This window comes from Anaerocolumna sp. AGMB13020, from assembly GCF_033100115.1.
Taxonomy (GTDB): domain Bacteria; phylum Bacillota; class Clostridia; order Lachnospirales; family Lachnospiraceae; genus Anaerocolumna.
Genome location: NZ_CP136910.1, coordinates 791,168 through 814,446, shown reverse-complemented (window position 1 = coordinate 814,446; position 23,279 = coordinate 791,168). Strand labels below are relative to the sequence as shown.

Here is a 23,279-nt window from a genome sequence, read left to right as displayed (position 1 = left end):
AGAACAGGCTAAGGGATAAGTAACCCATTAGCCTGTTCTTACAAAAGGAGTTGTTTCATATGAGAGTGAAGCCAGGCAATTATAGTATCTTTGTCTTTGTTCAGGGGAGATATTTCCGACCATAAATTTTGAAAATACATTTCAACAGATTTAATCATTAGAGGTTCCGTCACAATACCTTTTATGCTGTCTTTGGAACCAGGCATTTCAAAGCATAATGTTTCATTCCCTTTCAGAGAAAAATAAAGGGGTTTCTCATTAACAGTCAGGGGCTTATCATATAGAACAGCTATTTCATAACTTTCCGATTTTCTTAGAAATTCTATAAAATTCTCAAGGAATTGAAGAATATCCTGTTTATCCAGTTCTGCCTTCAGTATTCCGTTTTCTGTATAAATACACAGTGTTCTGGTGGATATAATATGTAATAACAGTTCAGCATCAAATATATTACGGTAGCTGATCGTTTTATTGAGCTGCTTTCGTTCTTTGAGGTTATTCGTAAAGAGTTCTATAACCTGCTGGCGGCTTGTCGGTGTCACGTTATTTCTAGTTAGGATTTTCTTTAGTATAGGAAGAGGAAGGAACAAACTTAAACCGTAGTTATAATTTAACAACAGGGTGCAATATTTGTTGACAGCATATAACTGTTTCATAAACTGAGGAGTTTGAGAGGCATTGTAATAAGTGAACAGCTCTTCCATACGGTTTTCAGCAAGATGATGGCAATAATCAGAATAAATCTCGATAGCTGATTTATTTACCAAATAAAAACAAGTCTCCACCAGGGAGTCTGTTTGGGTTGGAAAGCTGGACAAAGCAGCAATGCCGGTAACAACACACATATCTCGCTCCAAAGAAATCAAATTAACCGGCGAATAAAGGAGGCGTACTCTTCCCGTTGCAATAACAGGAAACAGGAAGAGAATAAAGTCTGTATTTTGCTTCAGATTCAGGCTAAGTTTTAAGGATATAACTATTTGCCAGCCGCTTAATGCTGCTTTTTTCAGATTTTCCCTGAATTCCAATAAAATATCATTGTAGGGAGTGTCTCTACTGGAAAATAAATTATTTAGTAATGTTATATATATTATACGTTTTCCAGATGCTTTCTTTGATCTGCTGGCCTTTTCGAATAGCGTGCTTATGGTTATCAGTATATTTTCTGTTCCGATTATTATTCTGTCTTCCGGTGAAAAGGACAGGGTAGGATCCTTGATGGTACTGCTGCTAAGAGACAAGGGTGGCTCTTCCTTTTGTGTTTTATCTGACTTACTATTGTTTTTCTTTTTTTCCAGGCTGACACCCTGAGATTCCAGAAGCATTTTTTTGATTTTTTCTTTTGTTGATATATCAGGAACCAGGCCGAAGGAAAATTGCTGGTATAATTCTTCTATCCGCTCCAGTTGAACTGTGTTCATTGTATATCTGGATAAATATTCTGCAATATTTTCGATATACAAAGTATTATAGGAAGGGACCCTGACTTCATGCACCCATCGGTTAACAAGGGAACTATCCACGTTCAATGCTTTGGCCAGCCGATTCATACTGATGTCTAACACCGCCAGTAGTGATTTCAGGCATTTGCCAAAAGTCATATCATTCGTCATATAAAAACCTTCCTTCAACAAAAAATATTCCGTCTGTTTTAAAAAGTAATGCCATCATAAGAAGGTTGAATAGTCTTCGTTATGGTGGCATATTTGTTGTTCTATTCCTGTGCGATTATCCTTACCTATTCTAGCCTTTGGGGTATTCTTTGTCAAGGGAGTAACAGGCATACTATTATCAGTTCGGTAAACTGTCAATGCCAGGTCAATGACAAAATGTTATAAATAGTACCAAATATTACAAATAATTTATATAATTATCAAAAATACTTTTATTATGACAAGATAAATATACATAAAAGGAGGCAACATATGAAAAAGCTGGTTATTAAAAGCATCAAGACAAAGTTGATTTTGAATTATACAATCTTGATTATTATTTCATGTACCACATTGGGATTCATGGCTGAAAATGTGGCAAAATACCTTATTATCAAAGAGGCCGAAAAGTCACTGGAAGCCCTTGCTGTTGAAGGAGCCAAGGTAGAAAGCGCCAGATTTGGAAATTTGATAACATCTCTTCAAGCAATGTCCAGAGTTCCTGCCATAAATGGGAACAGTGCAGAACAGCAGGAGTACCTGAAAGAAGAGCAGGAGAATAGTGAATTTATCAGACTTGGTATCGTTGGAGCAGACGGCGTTCTAACCTATGAGGATGGTTCTGGTGTTAATCTGGAATCTGACAGTTCCATTGGGAAGGCTGTAACAGCCGGAGAACGAAAGATTGATTTTCAGGAAGATTCCGGAACCGGAGAGCAGCTACTGTATGTTTTGGTTCCTATAATGAAAGCCGGCAAACCGGAAGGTGGCATTTTAGGAGTTGCTGAAGGTGGACTATTAAGTACAATGGTCAAAGATATAGCCTATGGAGAGAATGGTTATGCCTATATTATAAACGAACAGGGAACGATTGTAGGACATCCCGATGAAAGTATGGTAAAGGATAAATTCACTCCTGCCAAACAGTCAGAAACAGATAGTAGTCTGAAATCGGTAGCCGCTTTCTTTCAGACAGCTCTCAGTCATAAGACAGGAGTGGATTCCTATGCTTACAATGGAAGAATCATACATAGTGGTTATGCCGCCATCGAGGGTACGGACTGGACCTTTGTTATGGCTTCTCCTCAAAGTGATTTCCTGGCTGAATTACCCTTATTATATAAACTAATGATTAGTATCATTTTAGTTATCGTGGCTGTAAGTATGGTAATATCATATATAATAGGCAAGACAATAACAAAGCCGATAATAACGGCCGTTGAATATTCCTCTAGAATTGCAGAATTGGACCTTACGCAGAACGTACCGGCAAAGTTATTAAGCAAAGAAGACGAGACTGGAAAATTGGCAAAGGCTATGCAAAATATAGGAGAGAGACTCAGGTATGTTATAAAGGATATCCATCTTGCTGCGCAGGATATGTCCGCTGCCTCAGAGGAATTGATGGCAACCTCAGAAGAGACAGCCGCATCCTCACAGCAGATAAACAGGACCATAGAAGATATATCGGATGAAGCAGCCAATCAGGCAGGTATTACCAAAGAAGGTAATCAGAAGGCAGAATTATTAAAATCAAGTATCAGTCAGGTAATGACCAGTATTGATAATGTTAATCAAACTTCTGCTAGAATTACAAAAGTGGTTGAAGAAGGCGTTACAGAAATACAGCAGCTGGATGCTATAACTGCCGCTGCAACGAAAGCTCTTATAGAAATCTATAAAGTAATCCTAAAATCCAATGAGAGCTCTGTCAAAATAGACAAAGCCAGTAATGTCATCAAGGAGATAGCAGCACAGACCAGTCTTTTATCTTTAAACGCTTCCATTGAAGCCGCAAGAGCCGGAGAAGCCGGAAAGGGATTTTCTGTAGTGGCAGAAGAAATTAAGAAACTTTCTGAGGAATCAGCCGATTCCACCAATCAGATATCTGAGATTGTTCAGGAACTCCAGAACAATACTGATAATGCGGTAAAAACCATGGCAAAAGTCAAAGAAATCTTTGATGAACAGAAAAAGAGTGTGGAAAGTAACCGGCTTAAATACAGCAGCATAGCAGAAGAGATGGAACAATCCAAAACAGCTGTTAAGTATTTAAAGACTTCGGAAGCAGATATGGATAACGCAACAAAAGATATCGGGGTCGTAATACACCAGCTTGAAAGTATTGCCCAGGAGAATAAAGCTGCTTGCGAACAGGCAGCAGCCGCCATGGAGGAACAGAGTGCTTCGGTGGAAGAAATCGCTGGAGCCGGAAGCAGTTTGTCTGATCTGGCGCAGAAGTTAAATGAATTGGTGAATCAGTTTAAGGTGTAATTGTACGATAAATAAAGAAAAAGATTTCATTTTGGTATTGGATATATATGGATGCTGATATATAATGTATTATATTGCAATAATTAATTTATGAATATTAATACAGAAGGAGAATTCAGATGAGAAAACGAATTAATTACTCGATGCAGTTCTAAAATTGACAGCAGGTTGTATCGAGATTAATTGTAGGCTTTGCTGATGTTGTCAGAACTGCATCCTTCAAGAATATAAAAATAAAAAAATATTTTTGATTGTGAGGCGTTTATAATGAATGAATATTTTAAGAATTTAAATAGAATTGAGTTTGTAGTAACAATGGCATGTACAGGTCGCTGTAAGCATTGTTCCCAAGGTGAACCTCGTGCTTTTAGAGATCATATTAAGGGTGATTGTGTCTCAAAAGCAATAAGAGATATATGTTCTAATTATCAGATACAATCTTTAATGACATTTGGAGGAGAACCGTTGTTATATCCAGAGGAGGTTTGCAAGATTCATGCAGCTGCAACTGAAGCCGGAATACCCCAAAGAGAAATGATTACGAATGGTTTCTTTAGCAAAAGTAAAGAAAGAATAAAGGAAGTTGCACATATGTTGGCTGAAAGTGGTTTGAATTATATCATGCTTTCGGTGGATGCATTCCATGAGGAAACAATACCTTTAGAGTTTGTCAGATTCTTTGCCGATTGCGCAAAAGATGAGGGGATATTGATTAAGCTTCATCCCGCATGGCTTGTGAGTAACGAGGATGATAATCTATATAATAAAAGGACAAGAGAGATTCTTTTGAATTTTACTGAAAAGGGATTTGCAGTGTCATCAGGCAATGTTATTTGGCCTGAAGGAAATGCAAAGAAGTATTTAAGTGAGTATTTCGATGAAAATATAGAGTATGTTAATCCGTATAGTGATGATCCAAGAGATGTCTGGTCTCTCTGTTTTAAACCTAACGGAGATGTTCTGAATGGAAACATATATAAAAATTGTATTTTGGATATAATAAAATCATACTCAGGTGAGGTTTGAGTACTTATAGAAACAACGCTTACTCATAAAGTGGGGGAGTAGTGTCTTGACTTTATTCAGATATATAAAGTAAGGTAATAAAATAAACTCAAATAAAATAATAAAATACATTCTAATAGAAGCCGGTTGACAACTGGCTTCTATTTAATTATACTAAGTGTATTAATAGTGATAGTACACTTGGTGTAATTGAGAAGAAAGGAGAGCCTAATGATAATTATTGACTACAAAGATCGCAGGCCAATATATGAGCAGGTGGAAGAACGATTTCAGGACTTAATTTTAAAAGGCGGGTTAAAACCCCAGGAACAGCTTCCTTCTGTCCGTAATCTTGCAATAGAACTGTCAATAAATCCGAATACCATACAGCGAGCCTATATGGAATTGGAACGAAAGGGCTTTATCTATACGGTTAAGGGAAGAGGCAGCTTTATATCAGATACGGAACATCTATTGGATGTTAAGAAGAATGAGATTATTGAGGATTTACATCTTTTTCTGAAAGAAGCAAAGGATTTGGGGATTGGAAAAGAACAAATAATATCAGAAATTGAAGAAGTATATAAGGAGGGATAAAATGATAGAGTCAAATAACCTAACCAAACGATTTGATACCATTAAAGCTGTAGACAATATAACAGCCGTTATCAAGGAAGGGGAAGTATTTGGTCTGGTAGGAACCAACGGAGCAGGGAAGAGTACCTTTCTTCGAATGGTTGCGGGAGTGATTAAACCGGATGAAGGAACGATTAAAATCGATGGTTACCCGGTTTTTGAAAATCTGGATGCAAAAAGGCTTGTTTTCTATATTTCGGATGACACTTACTTTTTTAGTAACAGTACACCGAAGGACTTAAGCAATTACTATAAGGTTATTTATCCGGCTTTCGATACGGTTCGTTTTGAAGAACTGGTAAATCAATTTGGTTTGGATAGAAATAGAAAGATCAACACCTTTTCAAAAGGAATGAAGAAACAGCTTACGGTTTTATGCGGTATCTGCTCCGGCACAAAATATCTTCTCTGCGATGAGACCTTTGACGGTCTTGATCCGGTTATGCGGCAGGCAGTCAAGAGCCTGTTTGCAAGAGAAATTTCCGAAAGAGGAATGACACCTGTTATTGCATCCCATAATCTACGGGAACTTGAGGATATCTGTGACCATGTGGGGGTGCTTCACAAAGGAGGTATTCTGTTATCGAAGGACCTCTTTGATATGAAACTCAGCATTCATAAAATTCAGTGTGTATTTAAGGAAGAAACACCTATTGAAGAAATTCTGACTGAAATTGAAATTATCAAAGCTGAGAAGAGAGGGTCCCTTCATACGATTACAGCAAGAGGGAACAGAGAAGAAATTATAGCTAAAATCGAGAGAAAGAATCCGGTGTTCTCAGAGGTTCTTCCTTTATCGCTGGAAGAAATATTTATAAGTGAGACGGAGGTGGCAGGTTATGATATCAAGAAACTCATTTTTTAATTTGCAAAAAGAAGATTTTAAGAGAAGATTGTGGTCGGTAGCCTTGTCTTTACTTGTGTTCTTTCTCCTTGGACCGGTATTACTGGCTTTAACCATAGAAGGGTATTCAGATAGTACAAACATATATGTCACCAGAGCATATATTCTGCAATCCATGGCTCCCGGATATGCCTTGCATTTTTTTATTACTATAATTGGTGCGCTTATTTGTGCGTATAGTGGATTTTTCTATCTTCACTCCAAAAAGAAGGTTGATTTTTACCACAGTATGCCGGTAAAAAGAGAGAGATTCTTCGCGGTTCAATTTGTGGATGGAGTTTTATTGTATCTGATTCCATATGTGTTTAATATGTTTTTATGTTATATTGTATTGTTTGCAAAAAGTTATATGGGGATGGATGTGTTTATAAACAGCCTCCAGGCACTCGGAATGAATCTGCTTTATTTTCTCTTGATCTATACGATAACAATTATAGCGGTAATGCTGACTGGTAATGGAGTGGTTAGTATACTTGGTACCTGTGTTTTTCTGGCATACGGACCACTATTAATGTTGGTTCGGAGCATGTATTACAGCAGTTTCTTTGATACTTTTATAGAAAAGAATCTGTCAGAGAGAAACATTTTGGTGTTTTTATCTCCTATCGGTAAATACATTCAAAGGACAATACAGCTTCTCAGAGGAGATACGGATGGTTTTGGCCGAAGTATATTCTTTACTATGGTCGTAATATTGCTGTTAGTTGCTCTTGCTCTGTTCCTTTACAAGAAACGCCCCTCTGAAGCAGCTGGAAAGGCAATGGCCTTTGAACTTGCGAAACCTATTATAAAATTTCTGATGCTGGTACCTGTTACTTTGGCAGGCGGGCTGATTTTTATGCAGGTATCCAGTATGAATACAGACGGCTGGCTGATTTTTGGTCTGATACTTGTCTTCATCGTTTTTGGTGGAATCGTAGAAATTATCTATCAGTTTGACTTAAAGAAGGCCTTCGCACATAAAAAAGGGCTTGCAGCAGCAGCTGGTACAATTATTCTGATTGTATGCATATTCCGATTTGATGTATTTCATTATGATACCTATTTACCTGAGAAAGACAAGGTTGAATCGATGAGCATTTGGATCTCAGGACTTGATAGTGATAAGGGATATGTGCAAATTAATGAAGACGGGTTAACCTATGACTATTACTATAATAATTTTGACTATCAGCAAAAATATATGCGGATGAAATCCTTTGATGCAGCTTATGAAATAGCAAAACTTGGTATTCAAGGCATTGATGAAGAGCAGTCAGCAGATGCAGTAGGGAACTACAGCGTTCAAGTTGCCTACCAACTGAAAAATGGGAAGAAGGTAACTCGTAATTATCAGTTCGTTCAGGACAATGATTTTTCATTGCTTTCTGAGCTTTATACAAATAAAGAGTTTAAGACCGGTTATTATCCTATATATCAATGGAAGAGTGCTTCTATATCCAGTGTTTCCGCTAATACATTTCTGGAGGAGAAGCGTCTGACTCTTACCAAGGAGGAAATAGACAATTTATTGGATATCTATAGAAATGAGCTGACTTCACTCTCTCTGAAAGATATTCAGGCAAATAAACCAATAGCGACTCTTAACTTAAAATTTACGAATAACCGGGAATTTGATTATTTTATACTCCCTAACTTTACCGAAACACTTAAATTCCTGGAGGCACATGGATTTAAGGCAGACGGAGCAATAAATGCAGAACAGGTGAAGAAAGTAATTGTATATGACAGAACCAAGGGATATGATTCTGCCAAGGAAGTTTATGAGAAAGAACAATCATACAATGGGGAAGAAAATATTTACGTATATGAAGAGAAAACAAAAATACAGGAAATATTGGATAAAGCGATCCCTTCCAATTATTTGAACAGCTATAGTATAATGTTTAAGCCGGAATATAATCTGGAGGTCAATATAGTATTAGGTGTTGATGAATACGGTAATGAAACCTATGTTTACAGTTATTTTTCCAAAGATAATATACCGGATTTTATTTCAAAAGACATCGGTTATAATCCAGAGTCAGGGAAAAATTAACAGAAAAATTCCTTTAAGTGTTTTAATTTATAAAATATGGTATAATACTAGAGTGGAGAAGCTTTTCCACTCTAGTTTTATAGTACGCTCCAGTAGGCGCACGTTCTAACCGCATCTTTTAGTGCACGTTAAGGGAAAGGAAACAGGTGATTTAATATGACGAAAAAGAAAACTTCAATCATTTTCATATTGCTTTGCATGGTAGTATTATTATCAGCCTGCAAAGGAAAAGGAAACGATAATAATAATCCGGTTCAGGAAGGAACGGTTACAGAGACAGTAACACCCACAACCAGCGAGGAGGAAGTATCGGTAACTCCGGAGGTCACGGAAGCGGCGCCGGCAACAGAGGCTTCCCTAAGCGATTTTTTTCCTTTTCGGGAAAATAAGCAGTATTTCTACGAAGGGGAAGGAAATGAGTACGCCTCTTTTTGGAACTATCCCGATTATCAGGATAAGGACAGCAAAAGGCTGCAGCTGCGTACTGACAATGGGGGAACAGAAGTAGTTCAGGTTCTGGAAATCAGCAATGGCACACTGGCTGTTATTACATCGAAGGAAGAAAGTTATTACAGAGACAACCTGCTGCAATACAATAGTGACAAAGAGCCTGAGATTTTGCTAAAAGAGCCACTTGTTAAAGGAACGGAATGGACTTTACCTGACGGAAGAAAACGTTTTATTTCTGAAACCGGTAAGAATATCAGCACACCTTATGGGGATTATAATACAATTGAGGTTACTACAGAAGAATCAGAAGGTTCTACCAAAGAGTATTATGCAAAAGATATTGGGTTGTTAAAAAGAGTATATACGAGTGCGGATAGCAGTATGACTGTAACGTCAGTACTTAAGGAAATAAAAGAAACACCTTTGGTTCAAAATATCACGGTATACTACCCTGATATTGACAAAGAGCAGATAGAAGAATCCAAATCAATAAGCTTTCAGACAAATGATATTACAAGACTTAAGATGCAGGAGCTGTTCAGGGCAAAGTATAAGGATAATGTGGGCTTAATCAGTGAAAATACGAAAATAAACAGCCTGTATAAGGGGGATGACGGTGTTGTTTATGTGGATTTTTCAGGGGAATTTGTTACGGAAATGAATGCAGGCGTAGCTTTTGAGTCCTATATTCTGAGAGCAGTAGCAGATACCCTTGGAAGTTATTATGATGCCAGTGAAGTATACCTGACAGTGAATCAGAAACCTTACGAATCCGGCCATGTGCTTATGGAAGAAGGAGAGACCTTAAAGGTTAATCGGTAAACAGCAGTAATATTATAAGAACAAGATAGTATTTTATTGCAGAAAGAGGTATATATGTCTAAAACTGTATTGATAACCGGAGCTTCTAAGGGAATCGGAAGGGAATTGACGATTCTGTTTGCCAGAGAAGGCTATGACCTGGTGCTTGTTGCAAGAAGTAAAGAGCTGCTTATGGACCTGGGAAAGAAATTAACGAAAAGGTATATGACAAATATAACCATACTGGAAAAGGATCTGACCCTAAAAGATGCGCCAGTAGAAATATATAACGAATTAAAGGACAGAAAAATTGATATCCTTGTGAATAACGCAGGTTTTGGTGATTATATGGAGTTCCTCCATTCTGACTGGGACAAACAAGCTGCTATGATACAGCTTAATGTTACTGCCCTGATGCATATGACCAGATTGTTTCTTCCGGATATGCATGAGAGAAAAGAAGGAAAAATCCTAAACCTTGCATCTACCGCATCATTTCTGCCAGGGCCTAATATGTCTGTTTATTATGCCTCTAAGGCAGCTGTACTGTCCTTCTCTCAGGCTTTATCAAAAGAACTTGAGACAAGCGGAATAACTGTAACGGCACTTTGTCCAGGACCCACAGCAACAAATTTTGAAGATTCAGCCGGGCTTATGAACTCCAGGCTCTTTCATTCCCTTAAAGTAGCAGGAGCAAGAGAGGTGGCAGTTTATGGCTATAAGGCATTGATGAAAGGAAAACCGGTTGCTGTTCAGGGAATCGCAAATAAGCTGCTGGTGTTAGGCATTAAGCTTTCACCCAGAGGACTTGCACTGAATATGATTAATCAGATCCAGTCAAAGCTTAGAAGCGGGAAACCGGCAAAGGAGCAGCTTAAGTAAACAGCGGTCGGTCATGGGGAAGGTTCAATTAATACAGGTAACAGCTATTTAAACTTTATTTGCTTTTCTATAACTAGAGGTATCAGCAGGACATAAGCCTTGCGATACCTCTTTTTTTTACTTAAAAATGCAATTTACTATTGACACTGAATTAAAATAGAGTAAAATTAAATTGTGTAAAATGATAATAAAACATGAAATATGTATTTTGATTTTATGAATTCTTTGTCAGACAGATAATTGCAAATTAAGATACCAAAAAGATTAATGAAAAAGATACTTGAAAAAGATACTTGAAAAAGATAAATGAAAAAAGATAATTGAAAAAGATAAATATAAAAGATAAATGAATAGACAGATCAAAAAGATATGTGAAGAGATAAATCAATAAAATAAATCAAATAACACATTTAAAATGAATTAATGGGAAGGGAGTTCGTATGAGCGATATTCAGTTGATGAAGAGAATAATGAAATTTCAGGCTGATGAAAAAATGGAATATTACGTGTACACCAAAATAGTAGCTTTTGTAAAGGATAAAAAGGACAAAGAAACCTTACTTAAAATTGCAGAGGAAGAGAAGAAGCATTATGAAATATGGAAGCAATACACGAAACGTGATGTGAAAGTCAATATGTTTCTTGTCAGCTGGTATGTCTTACTTGCCAGGTTATTGGGGTATACTTTTATAATAAAGAAGATGGAGAATGCTCTTACGGAATATAAGGGAAGTACCAGAGAAAAACTGGAAAAGGATCTGACAGAACTGATTCCGGACATTAAAATACTGATGGAGGATGAAATAGAACATGAGACAGAGCTGATTTCCATGATTGATGAAGAAAAGCTTAAATATGCCGGTTCTATGGTGTTGGGACTTAATGATGCATTGGTTGAATTTACGGGAAGCCTGGCAGGATGGACTTTTGCAATGCAGAGTAATCGCTTAATTACTTTAGCTGGACTTATTACAGGAATTTCTGCAACATTATCCATGGCTTCCTCTGAATATCTTTCCGTTAAGAATGAAGAAGGAGAAAGTCCTTTAAAATCCTCCTTGTATACAGGCGCTGCTTATTTTATTACGGTGGTCTTGTTACTACTTCCTTATCTGCTGCTGCCGGATAATAAGTATATCCTTGCTTTGTTTATCATGCTGGTTGCTGTAATAATTATAATTGCAGCATTTAATTACTATATTTCAGTGGCGAAAACAATTTCCTTCCGAAAGAAATTTACAGAGATGAGCGTCATAAGTTTATCCGTAGCGGCGGCCTCTTTTATTATCGGACTGCTGGTCAAGAGATTTATTGGAATTGATATATAAGAGGTCTGGTCATATTGAGGCCACAAAGATGAAATATGATATGAGTGTATAAAAAGAAAACGTAACCTAAAGAGAAGGAGAGCCTAATGTTTCTGGCATGGAAAGAATTAAAACACAACAAGGTGCGGTATGCACTTATTATGGTATTGCTGACATTGATGATATTCCTGGTATTGTTTCTATCCGGTCTGGCAAAGGGATTGTCGGCAGCAACAAGTTCTGCAATAGATAATGCTTCTGCTGATTATTATATTCTGGAGGACTCAGCTGATAATCTGATACCCAGATCATCACTGACAGAAGAAGAATTCAATAAAATAAAAGAATTTGCCAGCAATGCAACACCAATTAATATAAACCGTTCAGCAGCTACAAGAAACGAGGATACAACGAAACTTGATATTACCTATATGGGCATTGATACAGAAGCTTTTTTGATGCCTGAGGTTATTGAGGGAAATAAAATAACAGGCGACGGTCAGATTGTACTAAACAATTCGTTTCTGGAAGAAGATTTCCAAATAGGTGATCGGCTGAAGGATGCACAAACAGGTTATGAAATGGAGGTTGTTGGTTTTACTAAGAATCAGATGTATGGTCATTCTTCCATAGGTGTTATTTCTTTAAAGACTTATGAAGAGCTGCAAAAGCTCTCAACGGGCAGAGATATCATATTCAATCAAGCGGCTGCCATCAAAATAAGCAATTCTGAAATAAATTCGGCGGAATTAAAAGATGTCGTAGAAAATGACCTGAAAGATACCATTGTATTAGCAAAAAGTGAAATTATAAGCAATATCCCCGGACACTCACAGGAGCAATCCACCATATTAATGATGCTTGTATTTCTGCTATTGATATCCTCTTTTATTGTTGGAGTATTTTTCTATGTTACTACCATGCAGAAGATTCCTCAATTCGGAGTATTAAAAGCGGTAGGTGCTAAGATGAGTACGCTGGTATGGTCATTAACAGCACAGGTGTTGTTGTTAGCGGGAATTAGTATGATAATTGGAAATATTCTTACCTTTGCGATGGCAAGTGCACTTCCGCCTACGATGCCTTTTGTTCTGGCACCGGCCAATGCAGCACTTGTATCCGTCCTGTTTATATTAATATCTCTGCTCACCAGCCTGTTTTCCATGGCAAAAGTAGCAAGGGTCGATGCGCTTACAGCAATAGGAGGGAATGATTAATGGGGAATAATGCTTTAGAATTAAATAATATAACAAAGAGTTATCATGATGGGGAAGAAGAAAATATCGTATTAAATAACGTATCCCTTTCTGTTGAATATGGTGAATTTGCCGCAATCGTGGGACCCTCTGGTTCAGGTAAGAGCACACTGTTATCCATAGCAGGGGCTTTGCTGAGTCCAACCTCAGGAGAGGTAAGAATCGGTAAGACTTTATTATCTGACAGGAATAAAAAGCATTGGGATAAGGTAAGAAGAGAACAGATCGGTTTTGTATTTCAATCCCATCAATTACTTCCCTATTTGAAAGTGATGGACCAGTTAAAATTAATTACCTGGCTTTCTTCCCGTAAAGACAAAAAAGAGCAGGAGGAGCATGCTGCAAAGCTATTGGAGGACTTTGGTCTGAATAACAGAGCCGCCTATTATCCTGACAAGCTTTCAGGAGGCGAAAAACAAAGAGTTGCCATTGCAAGAGCTCTTATGAACCACCCGGACGTACTGTTGGCTGATGAACCTACCGCCAGCCTTGATAAAGACAGAGGCAGGCAGGTAGTGGAAATGATCAGGAAAGAAACAAAAAAATATAAAAAAGCAGCACTTATGGTAACTCATGATGAAAGGATTCTCGATCTTGTGGATTCTGTGTATCGGATCGAAAATGGTATTATTACAAAAGAGAAATAATATTACAAAAGCTGCTGTATATTAAATGATACGGTAGGAAGCTTCTTGGTTTTGTTTTACACGAATTGAAACATGCCTTACTGTATTTGTGTGTTATAATTTTACCCATTATTTTTACACACAAATTCGGCAACCTGTCTTCGGGCTGCGTATAACAGGATACCAAGAGACTTCTTACCGCTTTCCATTCATTTTTAAAACAGCCCATTTCGTTAATGTCTTATAATTAACAGTTCTTGCCGATTGGATTCTCTATCAAAGTTGCCACTCTGAATTTATGCCTGTGACAATCGTTTACAGTTGTTACGGATTCAAGGAAATGAACATGTCTTCCTCCTCCGACGCATATAGCACCTGAGGTTCTTCCACAGAATTCGTGATAATGGTCTTCATAAAAATCTGTTCTGAATGCAACCTCATGATAATGATCGCCAGCACCATAAGGAATTGCTTCGCCGGATACTGTTGCAAATCTATGATTGTGTGGTTCTTCGCGGGGTTCAGCTATTTCAACACTTCCCTGGATTTCATGAACATGTTTCTGTCTCCTGTAATCTTCATTATTATAACTCACAAGTAATACCCCCTGAAAAAGATTTAGAATTATCTCAATTCTTATTTATAAATATGACTAAGTGCTTGTCCTTGTTACAAAATATGACATTAAAAGACAATTGAAGGTTGGACGAATGAAACTTATTAGCTGGTGTTTCATGAGCCAATCGAAAATGTATTTTTGTTTGAGGAAAGTGTGCGTAAATCAAGAGCGGATATAAGCAGGGGGCAGCAATATGGCATTAAGGGAAATTAGAATGTTTGAGGATGATATCCTGCGTAAAGTCAGTAAACCAGTGACAGAAGTAAATGACCATATCAGAGAAATACTGGATGATATGGCAGAAACCATGTATCATACGCCTGGCGGAGGCGGATTGGCGGCCTGTCAAATCGGTATTCTACGAAGGCTGTTGGTTGCTGATATGGGAGAAGGGTTATTAAAACTTGTGAATCCGGTAATTACCGAGAAAAAAGGAGAGCAGCTTGTGACTGAAGGCTGCTTGAGCTTTCCGGGAATATGGGGGAAACTTAAAAGACCAGAGATAGTAATTGTACATGCTTTCAATGAGTATGGAGAAGAAATTGAAATCAAAGCCAGGGGGGAACTGGCTAAATGCCTGTGTCATGAATAGGATCATCTGGACGGTATTGTTTTTCAGGATAAGGTAATAGAATATGTCACATTATAAGATATGAAGCAAACATAGAAGAAGGAATATGTCCGATAGGAGTATCCTTCTTTTTTCTTTTTATACTGGACAATTATAAACAAATATTCGCACTCCTGACAATACCGATTCCATCAGCCTTGCAATATAATAATAGGTAATAAAATCAGGAGGTATGGTTTTTATGAGGTATGGCTATTTTGATAATGCGAACAGGGAGTATGTTATTGAGCGTGTGGATTTACCCACATCCTGGACAAATTACTTAGGGGTAAAGGATTTGTGCGCGGTGGTAAATCACACAGCAGGCGGATATATGTTCTACAAAACACCGGAATATCACAGAATTACACGCTTTCGTGCCAACAGTATACCAATGGACAGACCGGGACATTATGTTTATCTCAGAGATGATAGAACCGGAGATTATTTCAGTATCTCCTGGCAGCCGGTGGGTAAACCCTTGGAGGAAGCTGCCTACACCTGCCGCCATGGCTTGTCCTACACCAGATATCAGTGTGAATACAAGGGAATCAAAGCAGAGCAAAAGCTGTTCATTCCTTTGGAAGACAGTGTTGAACTGTGGGATGTAACCATAGAAAATACCGGTGCAGAAGTACGGGAATTAAGTGTATTTTCTTATCTGGAATTCTCCTATCACCACATTGATATGGATAACCGGAATTACCAGATGAGCAATTATGCGGCTGGCTCCTCTTATGAAGACGGAATCATAGAACACGACCTGTTCTATGAAGAATATGGATATCAGTATTTTACCGGAAGCTTTGAACCTGACGGATTTGACTGCTTAAGAGATCAATTCATCGGTTTATACCGGACAGAGACAAATCCGCTGGCAGTTGAAAAGGGCAAATGTCAGGGAAGCTTTGAAAAAGGCGGAAATCATTGTGGTTCCTTACATAAAAAAATTAGTTTACAACCCGGCGAATCCAAAAGACTGATATTTATGCTAGGTGAAGGAAACAGGGAAACCGGAAGGAGTATGAGAAAAAAATACTCGGACCTGGCAGAGGTTGATAGGGCTTTTCAAGAACTCGCTGCCTTCTGGGAGATGAAACGGAAGAAACTTCAAATTGAAACACCCAATGAAGGGATGAATACACTGATTAATATCTGGAATCTGTATCAGGCGGAAATCAATGTAATGTTCTCAAGGTTTGCCTCCTTTATAGAAGTGGGAGGAAGGACTGGCTTAGGCTACAGAGATACTGCCCAGGATGCCATGACCGTTCCGCATTCAAATCCTACTAAATGCCGTCAAAGGCTGGTGGAGCTTTTACGAGGTCTGGTATCCACAGGGTACGGACTGCATCTGTTCCAACCGGAGTGGTTTGACCCGGATACGCAGGTTAAGCCTTTTAAATCACCCACAGTAATACCGGCACCGGATAAGAACAGTATCGTGCATGGAATAAAAGATGCCTGCTCCGATGATGCGCTGTGGCTTGTCAGTTCCATTGTTGAGTATGTAAAAGAAACAGGTGAGTATACCTTCTTTTCAGAGGAATTAAGCTATGCGGACGGCGGCAGCGGAACAGTATATGAGCATATGACCCGCATACTCGATTTCTCTCATGAGCAGATAGGAGCTTCCGGAATCTGCAAAGGATTAAGAGCTGACTGGAATGATTGCCTGAATTTAGGCGGTGGAGAAAGCGCAATGGTATCCTTTTTGCATTACTGGGCTTTGGGTAATTTTCTGGAAGCAGCAGCTTATCTCAAGATAACGAAAGATGTTCAGAAATACTCGGAGATGAGAGCACAGGTTAAGAAAGCCTGTGATGAAGTATTATGGGATAAAGAATGGTATATCAGAGGAATAACAAGCAAAGGAAGAAAGATCGGTACCTCAGAGGACAAAGAAGGAAAAATCCATCTGGAATCCAATGCCTGGGCAGTATTATCCGGAGCCGCCGATGGTGAAAAGGGAAGAAGAGCCATGGATTCCGTGGATAAATACCTGTTCACACCTTATGGCATAATGCTTAATGGCCCTTCCTATACGGTTCCCGATGAAGATATCGGCTTTATCACCAGAGTGTATCCGGGAGTAAAAGAGAATGGTGCAATTTTTTCTCATCCCAATCCCTGGGCCTGGGCAGCTGAGTGCCGTCTTGGAAGAGGTGACAGGGCAATGAAATTCTATGATGCCTTATCTCCCTATAATCAGAATGATAAGATAGAAATCAGAGAAGCAGAGCCTTATTCCTATTGCCAGTTTATTATGGGCAAGGAACATACTGCCTTTGGAAGGGCAAGACATCCCTTTATGACCGGCACCGGCGGCTGGGCATACTTTTCTGCCACCAGATATATGCTGGGCATCAGACCAGGATTTTATGGCTTAATCCTGGATCCCTGTATTCCGGCGGACTGGAAGGAGTTTAAGGTGACCCGTGAATGGAGAGGAGCTCTCTATCATATTACGGTTAAGAACCCTGATGGAGTTATGAAAGGAGTGAAGGAAATACGGATCAATGATGTTGCCATAAAACAGCAGGGAGAAGAAATAGAACATCATATATCCGGAAAGGCAATATTACAGACTGCTGATTATTCTGAGATGCAAAGCAACCAGGGAATGGAAATACCCCTGCAGGAAAAGGGCAGCACAAATTATGTCACAGTAGTGATGGGATAAGAAATGTATTGCCGCTGTAAGCGGTGGAATGTGAGGAGAAAATGATAAAATTTGGTACAGGAGGCTGGAGAGCTGTTATAGGGGAAGATTTTACAAAAGCAAATATACAGATTCTGGCCCATGCAATGGCAGATAAAATGAAGGCCGAAGGGGTAGCTTCAGAGGGCATCGTATTAGGCTATGACAGGAGGTTTCTTTCAAAAGAAGCGATGAAATGGGCAGCAGAAGTCTTAACTGCGGAAGGTATTAAAACTATTCTAATAAACAGATCCTCACCGACACCTTTGATTATGTACTATTGTATGAAACATGAGTATCATTATGGAATGATGGTCACTGCCAGTCATAATCCGGCTATCTATAACGGTATCAAGGTATTTACCTACGGGGGCAGGGATGCAGATGAGGTACAGACGGCTGATATTGAAAAATACATAGAGAGTTTGGAAGGTGCGGCAGGAAATAGCCTTAAAGCTCTGGAATATGATAATGCTTTATCCTTGGGAATGGCAGTGGAAATAAATCCCCTAAATGAATATCTGGATAATATTATTAGTACATTGGATATGGCAGCTATCAGAGAAAGAGGCTTACGAGTAGTGCTGGATCCTATGTACGGGGTAAGTGAAACCTCCTTAAAGACCATATTGCTTACTGCAAGATGCGATGTGAGTACCATACATGAGAGGCATGATACCCTCTTTGGAGGAAAGCTGCCTTCTCCTACTGCCATGACTTTAAGAAGTCTTCAAAATACAGTACTGGATAAAGGTGCTGATATTGGAATTGCAACAGATGGGGATGCAGACAGAATCGGTGTAATTGATGATACGGGAAAATTCCTGCACCCAAATGATATATTGGTATTGCTGTATTATTACCTTGTCAGGTATAAAGGCTGGAAAGGGCCGGCAGTAAGAAATCTTGCAACCACTCATATGCTGGACCGTGTCGCAGAGAGTTTTGGAGAACAGTGTTATGAAGTACCTGTAGGATTTAAATATATCTCAGCCAAAATGAAGGAAGCCAGTGCAATTATAGGCGGTGAATCCTCCGGAGGACTTACGGTAGCCGGTCATATTAACGGGAAAGACGGAATCTATGCGGCAGCGTTGCTGGTGGAAATGATCTGTGTAACGGGTAAAAAGCTCTCAGAAATTGCAAAAGAAATAGAGGAGGAATACGGAATTTACTATCTGGATGAGAAGGATTATAAATTCAGCCAGGAAAGAAAAGAGGAAATTTATCATACCCTTATGGTAGAGAGAAGCTTACCTCCCATGCCCTTTGATATAGAAAAGGTATCTTACCTGGATGGTTGTAAGGTATACTTTAAGAACGGTGGGTGGGTTATCATACGATTCTCCGGCACGGAACCCTTACTGCGTATATTCTGTGAAATGCCTAAAACAGGGCAGGCAAGGTTAGTCTGTGAAGTGGTAGAAGAATATCTGAGTCTTTAACAGACGAATAGACTGAATTACCTCTGCCTGTCCATGCGTAAACGTTGTTTTAAATTTAACCTATACGCTCAGGATAGGCAGAAATGCAATCAATTTATTTGACTTCTTTTGCCGGTTTTCGGTCTAAGAGCAGATTATAGGTGAACCCGCATACTACAAAAAGACTTCCGATAAGTTTATACACAGAAAATTCCTTAGCTACCAGCCAGTCAATCAGAATACCAACAGCAAGCTGTCCTAAGAATACTAAAAGGGTAAGATAGAAGGCGGGAACTCTGGGAGTAGTGTAGTTAGAAACCATTATAATTACAACCCCCAATATACCACCCAGATAAGCCCAAATAGGAATATGAATGGAAGGTGCTGTTAGGGAGATTCCTCTTTCCAGAAATAAAAAAATAAGAATGGAGAAAAAGATTCCTACAACATAATTAATTACAGTTGCCTGTACTGTACCAATCTGCTCTGCCAGCTTGGCATTCAGGATTCTGCCCAGTACCACGGAAACACCTGCCAGTACAGAAATTATCAAATAGATTATAAACATAATTTTTCCTCCTGTTTACTGTAATGCCATAATAAAAATACCGATACCGATAATCCCAAGGCCAATGAGTTTCTTGGGATTAACTTTTACAACCTTCATACCCAGAAGGCCAAAATGATCCGTCAAAAGAGAGAAGATAGTCTGCCCCAGTAACCCTAAGGCAAGGGGAAGTGAGACACCAAGCTTCATATAGCTTATATTAGTAAGCATTACTGTTCCAATACCTACAAGACCTGCACTGTATAGATACAAAGGAAGACCTTTCTTAAGCTTTAATTTGGAGCGGGTCAGAAAGGATACCAATACAATAGCAATTAGTCCCACCAGATGAATAAGAATGGTAGACAGGGTATTACCATACCCTTCCGACAAACTGCCATTAAAGAATATCATGATGGAAGTCAAGGCCCCCACAATAAGTGAAATAATATAATTCATACATCCTCCTTGCAACAAGATTTTGCTTCCTGATAAATGTACCATATTTTAATTGAAATATACTATGACATATGTCATAATAATTTAATTATATAAGATTTCTGTGGAAATGCAATAAAAGGAGAAAGATGGTAAGGATAAATGACGAAGAACGCCTGAAAGAATATATCAGGCAGTATGACATAAAGAGTATCTTTACAGCAGATATGACAATGCATATGGAATTATTATATTTTAGAAAAAACGAATTTATAGCAAAAGAGGGGGAGGAGATATCCTATCTGCTATTCCTGATAGAAGGAAAAGCGAAGGTATTTACCTCGTTAAGTAACGGGAAATCTCTGCTGCTATGTTTCTATCAGGGCTTCAAGGTACTGGGGGATCTGGAGGCGGTGGATTCTGTGAAAGCTTTGACCAATGTTCAGGCGATTGCAGACACATACTGTGTTGGCATACCCTATCGTTCTGTCCGAAGGTACCTGTTAGAGGATGCTAAATTCTTACGATATATCTGCACTTCTCTGGGGGGAAAACTGAACCGTTGTTCAAAGAACAGTTCCATTAATCTTCTATATCCGCTTGAAAACCGGCTGGCAAGTTATATCTATACAGCGGGAGAGAGAGTACAGAATTCAGAGAGCAGGATAAAGGAGAAAGAGAAAAGTATTAGAAAGAATGGAAGTGCTATAGAATATAACAGTGGCAAAGGGGATGCTAGCAGCAAAGAAATTCTCTGCTTTCATGAAAATCTAACGGAGATTGCAGAATTACTGGGAACCAGTTACAGACATCTGTTGCGCACCCTTTCAGAATTATGCGATCAAGGTATTCTGAAAAAAGAAGGCAGCTCCTATATCGTCACGGATGAGAGGACCTTAATGGAGCTGTCTGCCGATTTATACAAGTAAAGCACTCATAACCTCACCCAGAGGCAGAGAAAGTAGCAGATCTGCTTTGGAATCCATCGGTGTTGCAGATTTATTGATCAGGACGAGTTTGTTTCCCGTGTAATAATCTATAAAACCGGCAGCCGGATATACACTGAGGGAAGTACCACCGATAATAAGTAAATCTGCTTCAGAAATTGCCTTAATGGCCGCTCTGATATTTCGCTCCTTCAGAGGTTCTTCATACAGAACCACTTCGGGTTTTATAATACCATCACAAGAACAGCGTGGAAGGGGAGCTTTCTTTAACACTTCCTCTAAAGTGTAGAAGGCTCCGCAGCTGGTGCAATGATTCTTAAGTATACTGCCGTGAAGTTCTATCAAATTCTTACTTCCAGCTGCCTGATGGAGACCATCGATGTTCTGAGTAATCACGGCCTTTAATTTACCGGCAGCTTCTAATTCTGCAAGCTTTTTATGGGTAATATTGGGAACGGCATCCTGATAAATCATCTTATCATAATAAAAACGATAGAAATCCTCCGGTTTCTTCTGAAAAAAGCTCCTGCTTAAGATCTGTTCCGGCGAATAGTCATACTTTAAGTGGTAGAGACCGTCAACACTACGAAAATCCGGAATTCCGCTTTCGGTAGAAACACCTGCACCGCCGAAAAATACAATATTATTACTGCCATTTATAAGTTCATTCAATTCTTCAATCAGATTCATTGATAATATACCTCAGTTTCATAAAGTTGTTGTTGGCAGGATATTAATTTTAGGCTCTGTCCCAACTTATTGTGGATTCTTTGTTTAACAGTGAGCAGAGAAAAAGTACTCTGCCCACTAAATCAAACTTATTACTTAAAATTATAACACTTATATCAGAAATGTCCATACACATGACTTTCACATAAAGATATATGACATTTGTAACTTGTAAAATTACATTGAGGTAATGGCAGCGATGCAATTTCTAAAGACAACAAACCAATTGAACTTAGCCTGATGCTTATCAGGAATAATACTACTTTAAAGCAACAGGAAGCCAAATCTCAACAATACACATATCATCCGCAGCATCCCATTTGACATATTTTTCTATAGTAGGCAGTCCGGATAGCTTGTACTTGCTTTGTGGTAAAAACTCCTCATGAATACGTTTCCATACACCGCCAAGAGTTTGACCCGCAATAGAACCATTAGCTTCAAACTTGAGCCAAGTAACACTCGGATATTGATATGTATCCAAACCTGCAATATCTTCTTTATCCCATTCAATACCACACATATAGTCATTGCTTCCGTCAGCACCAAATCCAAAGCATAGACCTAAATCATAAAATTTTCCACTGATTTCTTTGATTTTCTCGTTGCTCCCATCACTTTTTACCACCGCCCACGTACCACCGCCATATGGTGTTGTACGTCTTATTCCAATTACTTTGAATGATGAACCTTCAATAGTGGTATAGTCCATTTTATCAACTCCTTCAATTTTAAGTGAGAAGCGAATACGACAATAGAATGTGAGAGTTACACCTGAAAATCTTGCTTCGGTTGGAGTAACACCATGCAATCGCTTAAAAGCAACTGTAAATGCATCAGCAGAATTGTAGCCATATTTTAACGAAATATCAATTACTTTTTCATCTGTATTTTGTAACTCATATGCGGCACAGGTCAGCTTACGACGACGTAAATACTCCGAAAGAGTCACCCCTGTAATTTGTGTGAAAGAGCCTTGAAACATTGAGAATGAACACGCTGTGATGTTGTTTATTTCTTTTTCACTAATTTTTTCGGTCAGGTGTTCTTCTATATAATCAATTGCTTTATTCATTCTATCTACCCAATCCATTTTCGCATCTCCTTGATAACAATTATAAAAGATTAGATATCTTATTGCCCGTTATTCTACTAAGAGAAATTGACGGATTAGTTACCGTAATATATATTTTTTGTTTCATTTTTGTAAACGATTATAAATCATGAATGTGGTAATATTATACATTACATATTTGTTTAATATCAATATTATTGTCTAACAGAGCTAAAAATAAAAAGCACATTCATTTGCTCGATTTCTTTCTGGCTTCGTACAAGGGGTTGGGCTATCAATGAAACAAGCTGCCTCAGATAACGATAATCAGAAAATATCGGAAGTTACCCTGCTTGCCTTTGCTAATAAATATGGTTTT

General features: G+C 38.5%; 20 protein-coding genes. 14 read left to right on the top strand and 6 right to left on the bottom strand.

Annotated features, from left to right (window positions below; genetic code table 11):
• Positions 1–38 precede the first annotated feature (38 nt).
• On the bottom strand, positions 39–1,613 hold the full coding sequence (locus R2R35_RS03450) for a helix-turn-helix domain-containing protein (RefSeq protein ID WP_317733100.1): 1,575 nt from the start codon (positions 1,611–1,613) through the stop codon (positions 39–41).
• A 312-nt stretch (positions 1,614–1,925) separates the two neighbouring features.
• On the opposite strand from R2R35_RS03450, the gene R2R35_RS03445 reads away from it, so the two are divergent.
• From R2R35_RS03445 to R2R35_RS03400, 10 genes are all read left to right on the top strand, one after another.
• A complete protein-coding gene (locus R2R35_RS03445) occupies positions 1,926–3,926 on the top strand; it encodes a methyl-accepting chemotaxis protein (protein ID WP_317733099.1) in 2,001 nt (666 codons plus the stop codon).
• 267 nt (positions 3,927–4,193) lie between these two features.
• Positions 4,194–4,952 (top strand): radical SAM protein, encoded by a 759-nt coding sequence (locus R2R35_RS03440; protein ID WP_317733098.1) that lies wholly within the window; start codon positions 4,194–4,196, stop codon positions 4,950–4,952.
• Between the two features lie 210 nt (positions 4,953–5,162).
• Positions 5,163–5,528 carry a GntR family transcriptional regulator gene (locus tag R2R35_RS03435; protein ID WP_317733097.1) on the top strand — a complete coding sequence of 122 codons (366 nt, stop codon included), beginning with the start codon at positions 5,163–5,165 and terminating at the stop codon, positions 5,526–5,528.
• Between the two features lies 1 nt (position 5,529).
• Complete coding sequence (locus tag R2R35_RS03430) at positions 5,530–6,432, top strand: ABC transporter ATP-binding protein (RefSeq protein ID WP_317733096.1); 903 nt, start codon at positions 5,530–5,532, stop codon at positions 6,430–6,432.
• Positions 6,407–8,509 (top strand): DUF6449 domain-containing protein, encoded by a 2,103-nt coding sequence (locus R2R35_RS03425; protein ID WP_317733095.1) that lies wholly within the window; start codon positions 6,407–6,409, stop codon positions 8,507–8,509. The genes R2R35_RS03430 and R2R35_RS03425 overlap by 26 nt, the downstream gene beginning before the upstream one ends.
• A gap of 156 nt (positions 8,510–8,665) precedes the next feature.
• A complete protein-coding gene (locus R2R35_RS03420) occupies positions 8,666–9,781 on the top strand; it encodes a GerMN domain-containing protein (RefSeq protein WP_317733094.1) in 1,116 nt (371 codons plus the stop codon).
• A 54-nt stretch (positions 9,782–9,835) separates the two neighbouring features.
• Positions 9,836–10,642 carry an SDR family NAD(P)-dependent oxidoreductase gene (locus R2R35_RS03415; RefSeq protein ID WP_317733093.1) on the top strand — a complete coding sequence of 269 codons (807 nt, stop codon included), beginning with the start codon at positions 9,836–9,838 and terminating at the stop codon, positions 10,640–10,642.
• Positions 10,643–11,082: 440 nt separating this feature from the next.
• Entirely contained in the window at positions 11,083–11,970 is an 888-nt protein-coding gene (locus R2R35_RS03410; RefSeq protein WP_317733092.1) for a VIT1/CCC1 transporter family protein, read from the top strand.
• An 86-nt stretch (positions 11,971–12,056) separates the two neighbouring features.
• The gene (locus tag R2R35_RS03405; protein WP_317733091.1) at positions 12,057–13,166 is read left to right on the top strand and encodes an ABC transporter permease; all 1,110 of its coding nucleotides are present in this window, start codon (positions 12,057–12,059) and stop codon (positions 13,164–13,166) included.
• Positions 13,166–13,852, top strand: coding sequence for an ABC transporter ATP-binding protein (locus tag R2R35_RS03400; RefSeq protein ID WP_317733090.1), 687 nt, complete (start codon positions 13,166–13,168; stop codon positions 13,850–13,852). Before R2R35_RS03405 ends, R2R35_RS03400 begins: the two co-directional genes overlap by 1 nt.
• A 226-nt stretch (positions 13,853–14,078) precedes the next feature.
• Here R2R35_RS03400 and R2R35_RS03395 read toward each other — a convergent pair whose 3' ends face one another.
• Positions 14,079–14,426: a YmaF family protein gene (locus tag R2R35_RS03395; RefSeq protein WP_317733089.1), complete on the bottom strand. Its 348-nt coding sequence runs from the start codon at positions 14,424–14,426 to the stop codon at positions 14,079–14,081.
• 217 nt (positions 14,427–14,643) lie between these two features.
• Here R2R35_RS03395 and def point away from each other — a divergent pair, with 217 nt between their 5' ends.
• From def to R2R35_RS03380, 3 genes are all read left to right on the top strand, one after another.
• A complete protein-coding gene (gene def / locus R2R35_RS03390) occupies positions 14,644–15,042 on the top strand; it encodes a peptide deformylase (protein WP_317733088.1) in 399 nt (132 codons plus the stop codon).
• A 220-nt stretch (positions 15,043–15,262) separates the two neighbouring features.
• A complete protein-coding gene (locus tag R2R35_RS03385) occupies positions 15,263–17,743 on the top strand; it encodes a GH36-type glycosyl hydrolase domain-containing protein (RefSeq protein ID WP_317733087.1) in 2,481 nt (826 codons plus the stop codon).
• Positions 17,744–17,784: 41 nt separating this feature from the next.
• Positions 17,785–19,206 (top strand): phosphoglucomutase/phosphomannomutase family protein, encoded by a 1,422-nt coding sequence (locus R2R35_RS03380; protein ID WP_317733086.1) that lies wholly within the window; start codon positions 17,785–17,787, stop codon positions 19,204–19,206.
• Between the two features lie 94 nt (positions 19,207–19,300).
• Here R2R35_RS03380 and R2R35_RS03375 read toward each other — a convergent pair whose 3' ends face one another.
• Positions 19,301–19,753 carry a DMT family transporter gene (locus R2R35_RS03375; protein ID WP_317733084.1) on the bottom strand — a complete coding sequence of 151 codons (453 nt, stop codon included), beginning with the start codon at positions 19,751–19,753 and terminating at the stop codon, positions 19,301–19,303.
• 15 nt (positions 19,754–19,768) lie between these two features.
• Positions 19,769–20,191, bottom strand: coding sequence for a DMT family transporter (locus R2R35_RS03370; protein WP_317733083.1), 423 nt, complete (start codon positions 20,189–20,191; stop codon positions 19,769–19,771).
• Positions 20,192–20,319: 128 nt separating this feature from the next.
• On the opposite strand from R2R35_RS03370, the gene R2R35_RS03365 reads away from it, so the two are divergent.
• On the top strand, positions 20,320–21,099 hold the full coding sequence (locus R2R35_RS03365; RefSeq protein ID WP_317733082.1) for a cyclic nucleotide-binding domain-containing protein: 780 nt from the start codon (positions 20,320–20,322) through the stop codon (positions 21,097–21,099).
• On the opposite strand, the gene R2R35_RS03360 is transcribed toward R2R35_RS03365, so the two are convergent.
• Together R2R35_RS03360 and R2R35_RS03355 are read right to left on the bottom strand one after the other, a co-directional pair.
• On the bottom strand, positions 21,088–21,807 hold the full coding sequence (locus tag R2R35_RS03360) for an NAD-dependent protein deacylase (RefSeq protein WP_317733081.1): 720 nt from the start codon (positions 21,805–21,807) through the stop codon (positions 21,088–21,090). The two genes, R2R35_RS03365 and R2R35_RS03360, sit on opposite strands and share 12 nt — an antisense overlap.
• 298 nt (positions 21,808–22,105) lie before the next feature.
• Positions 22,106–22,939 (bottom strand): AraC family transcriptional regulator, encoded by an 834-nt coding sequence (locus R2R35_RS03355; protein ID WP_317733080.1) that lies wholly within the window; start codon positions 22,937–22,939, stop codon positions 22,106–22,108.
• Positions 22,940–23,279: the final 340 nt, after the last annotated feature.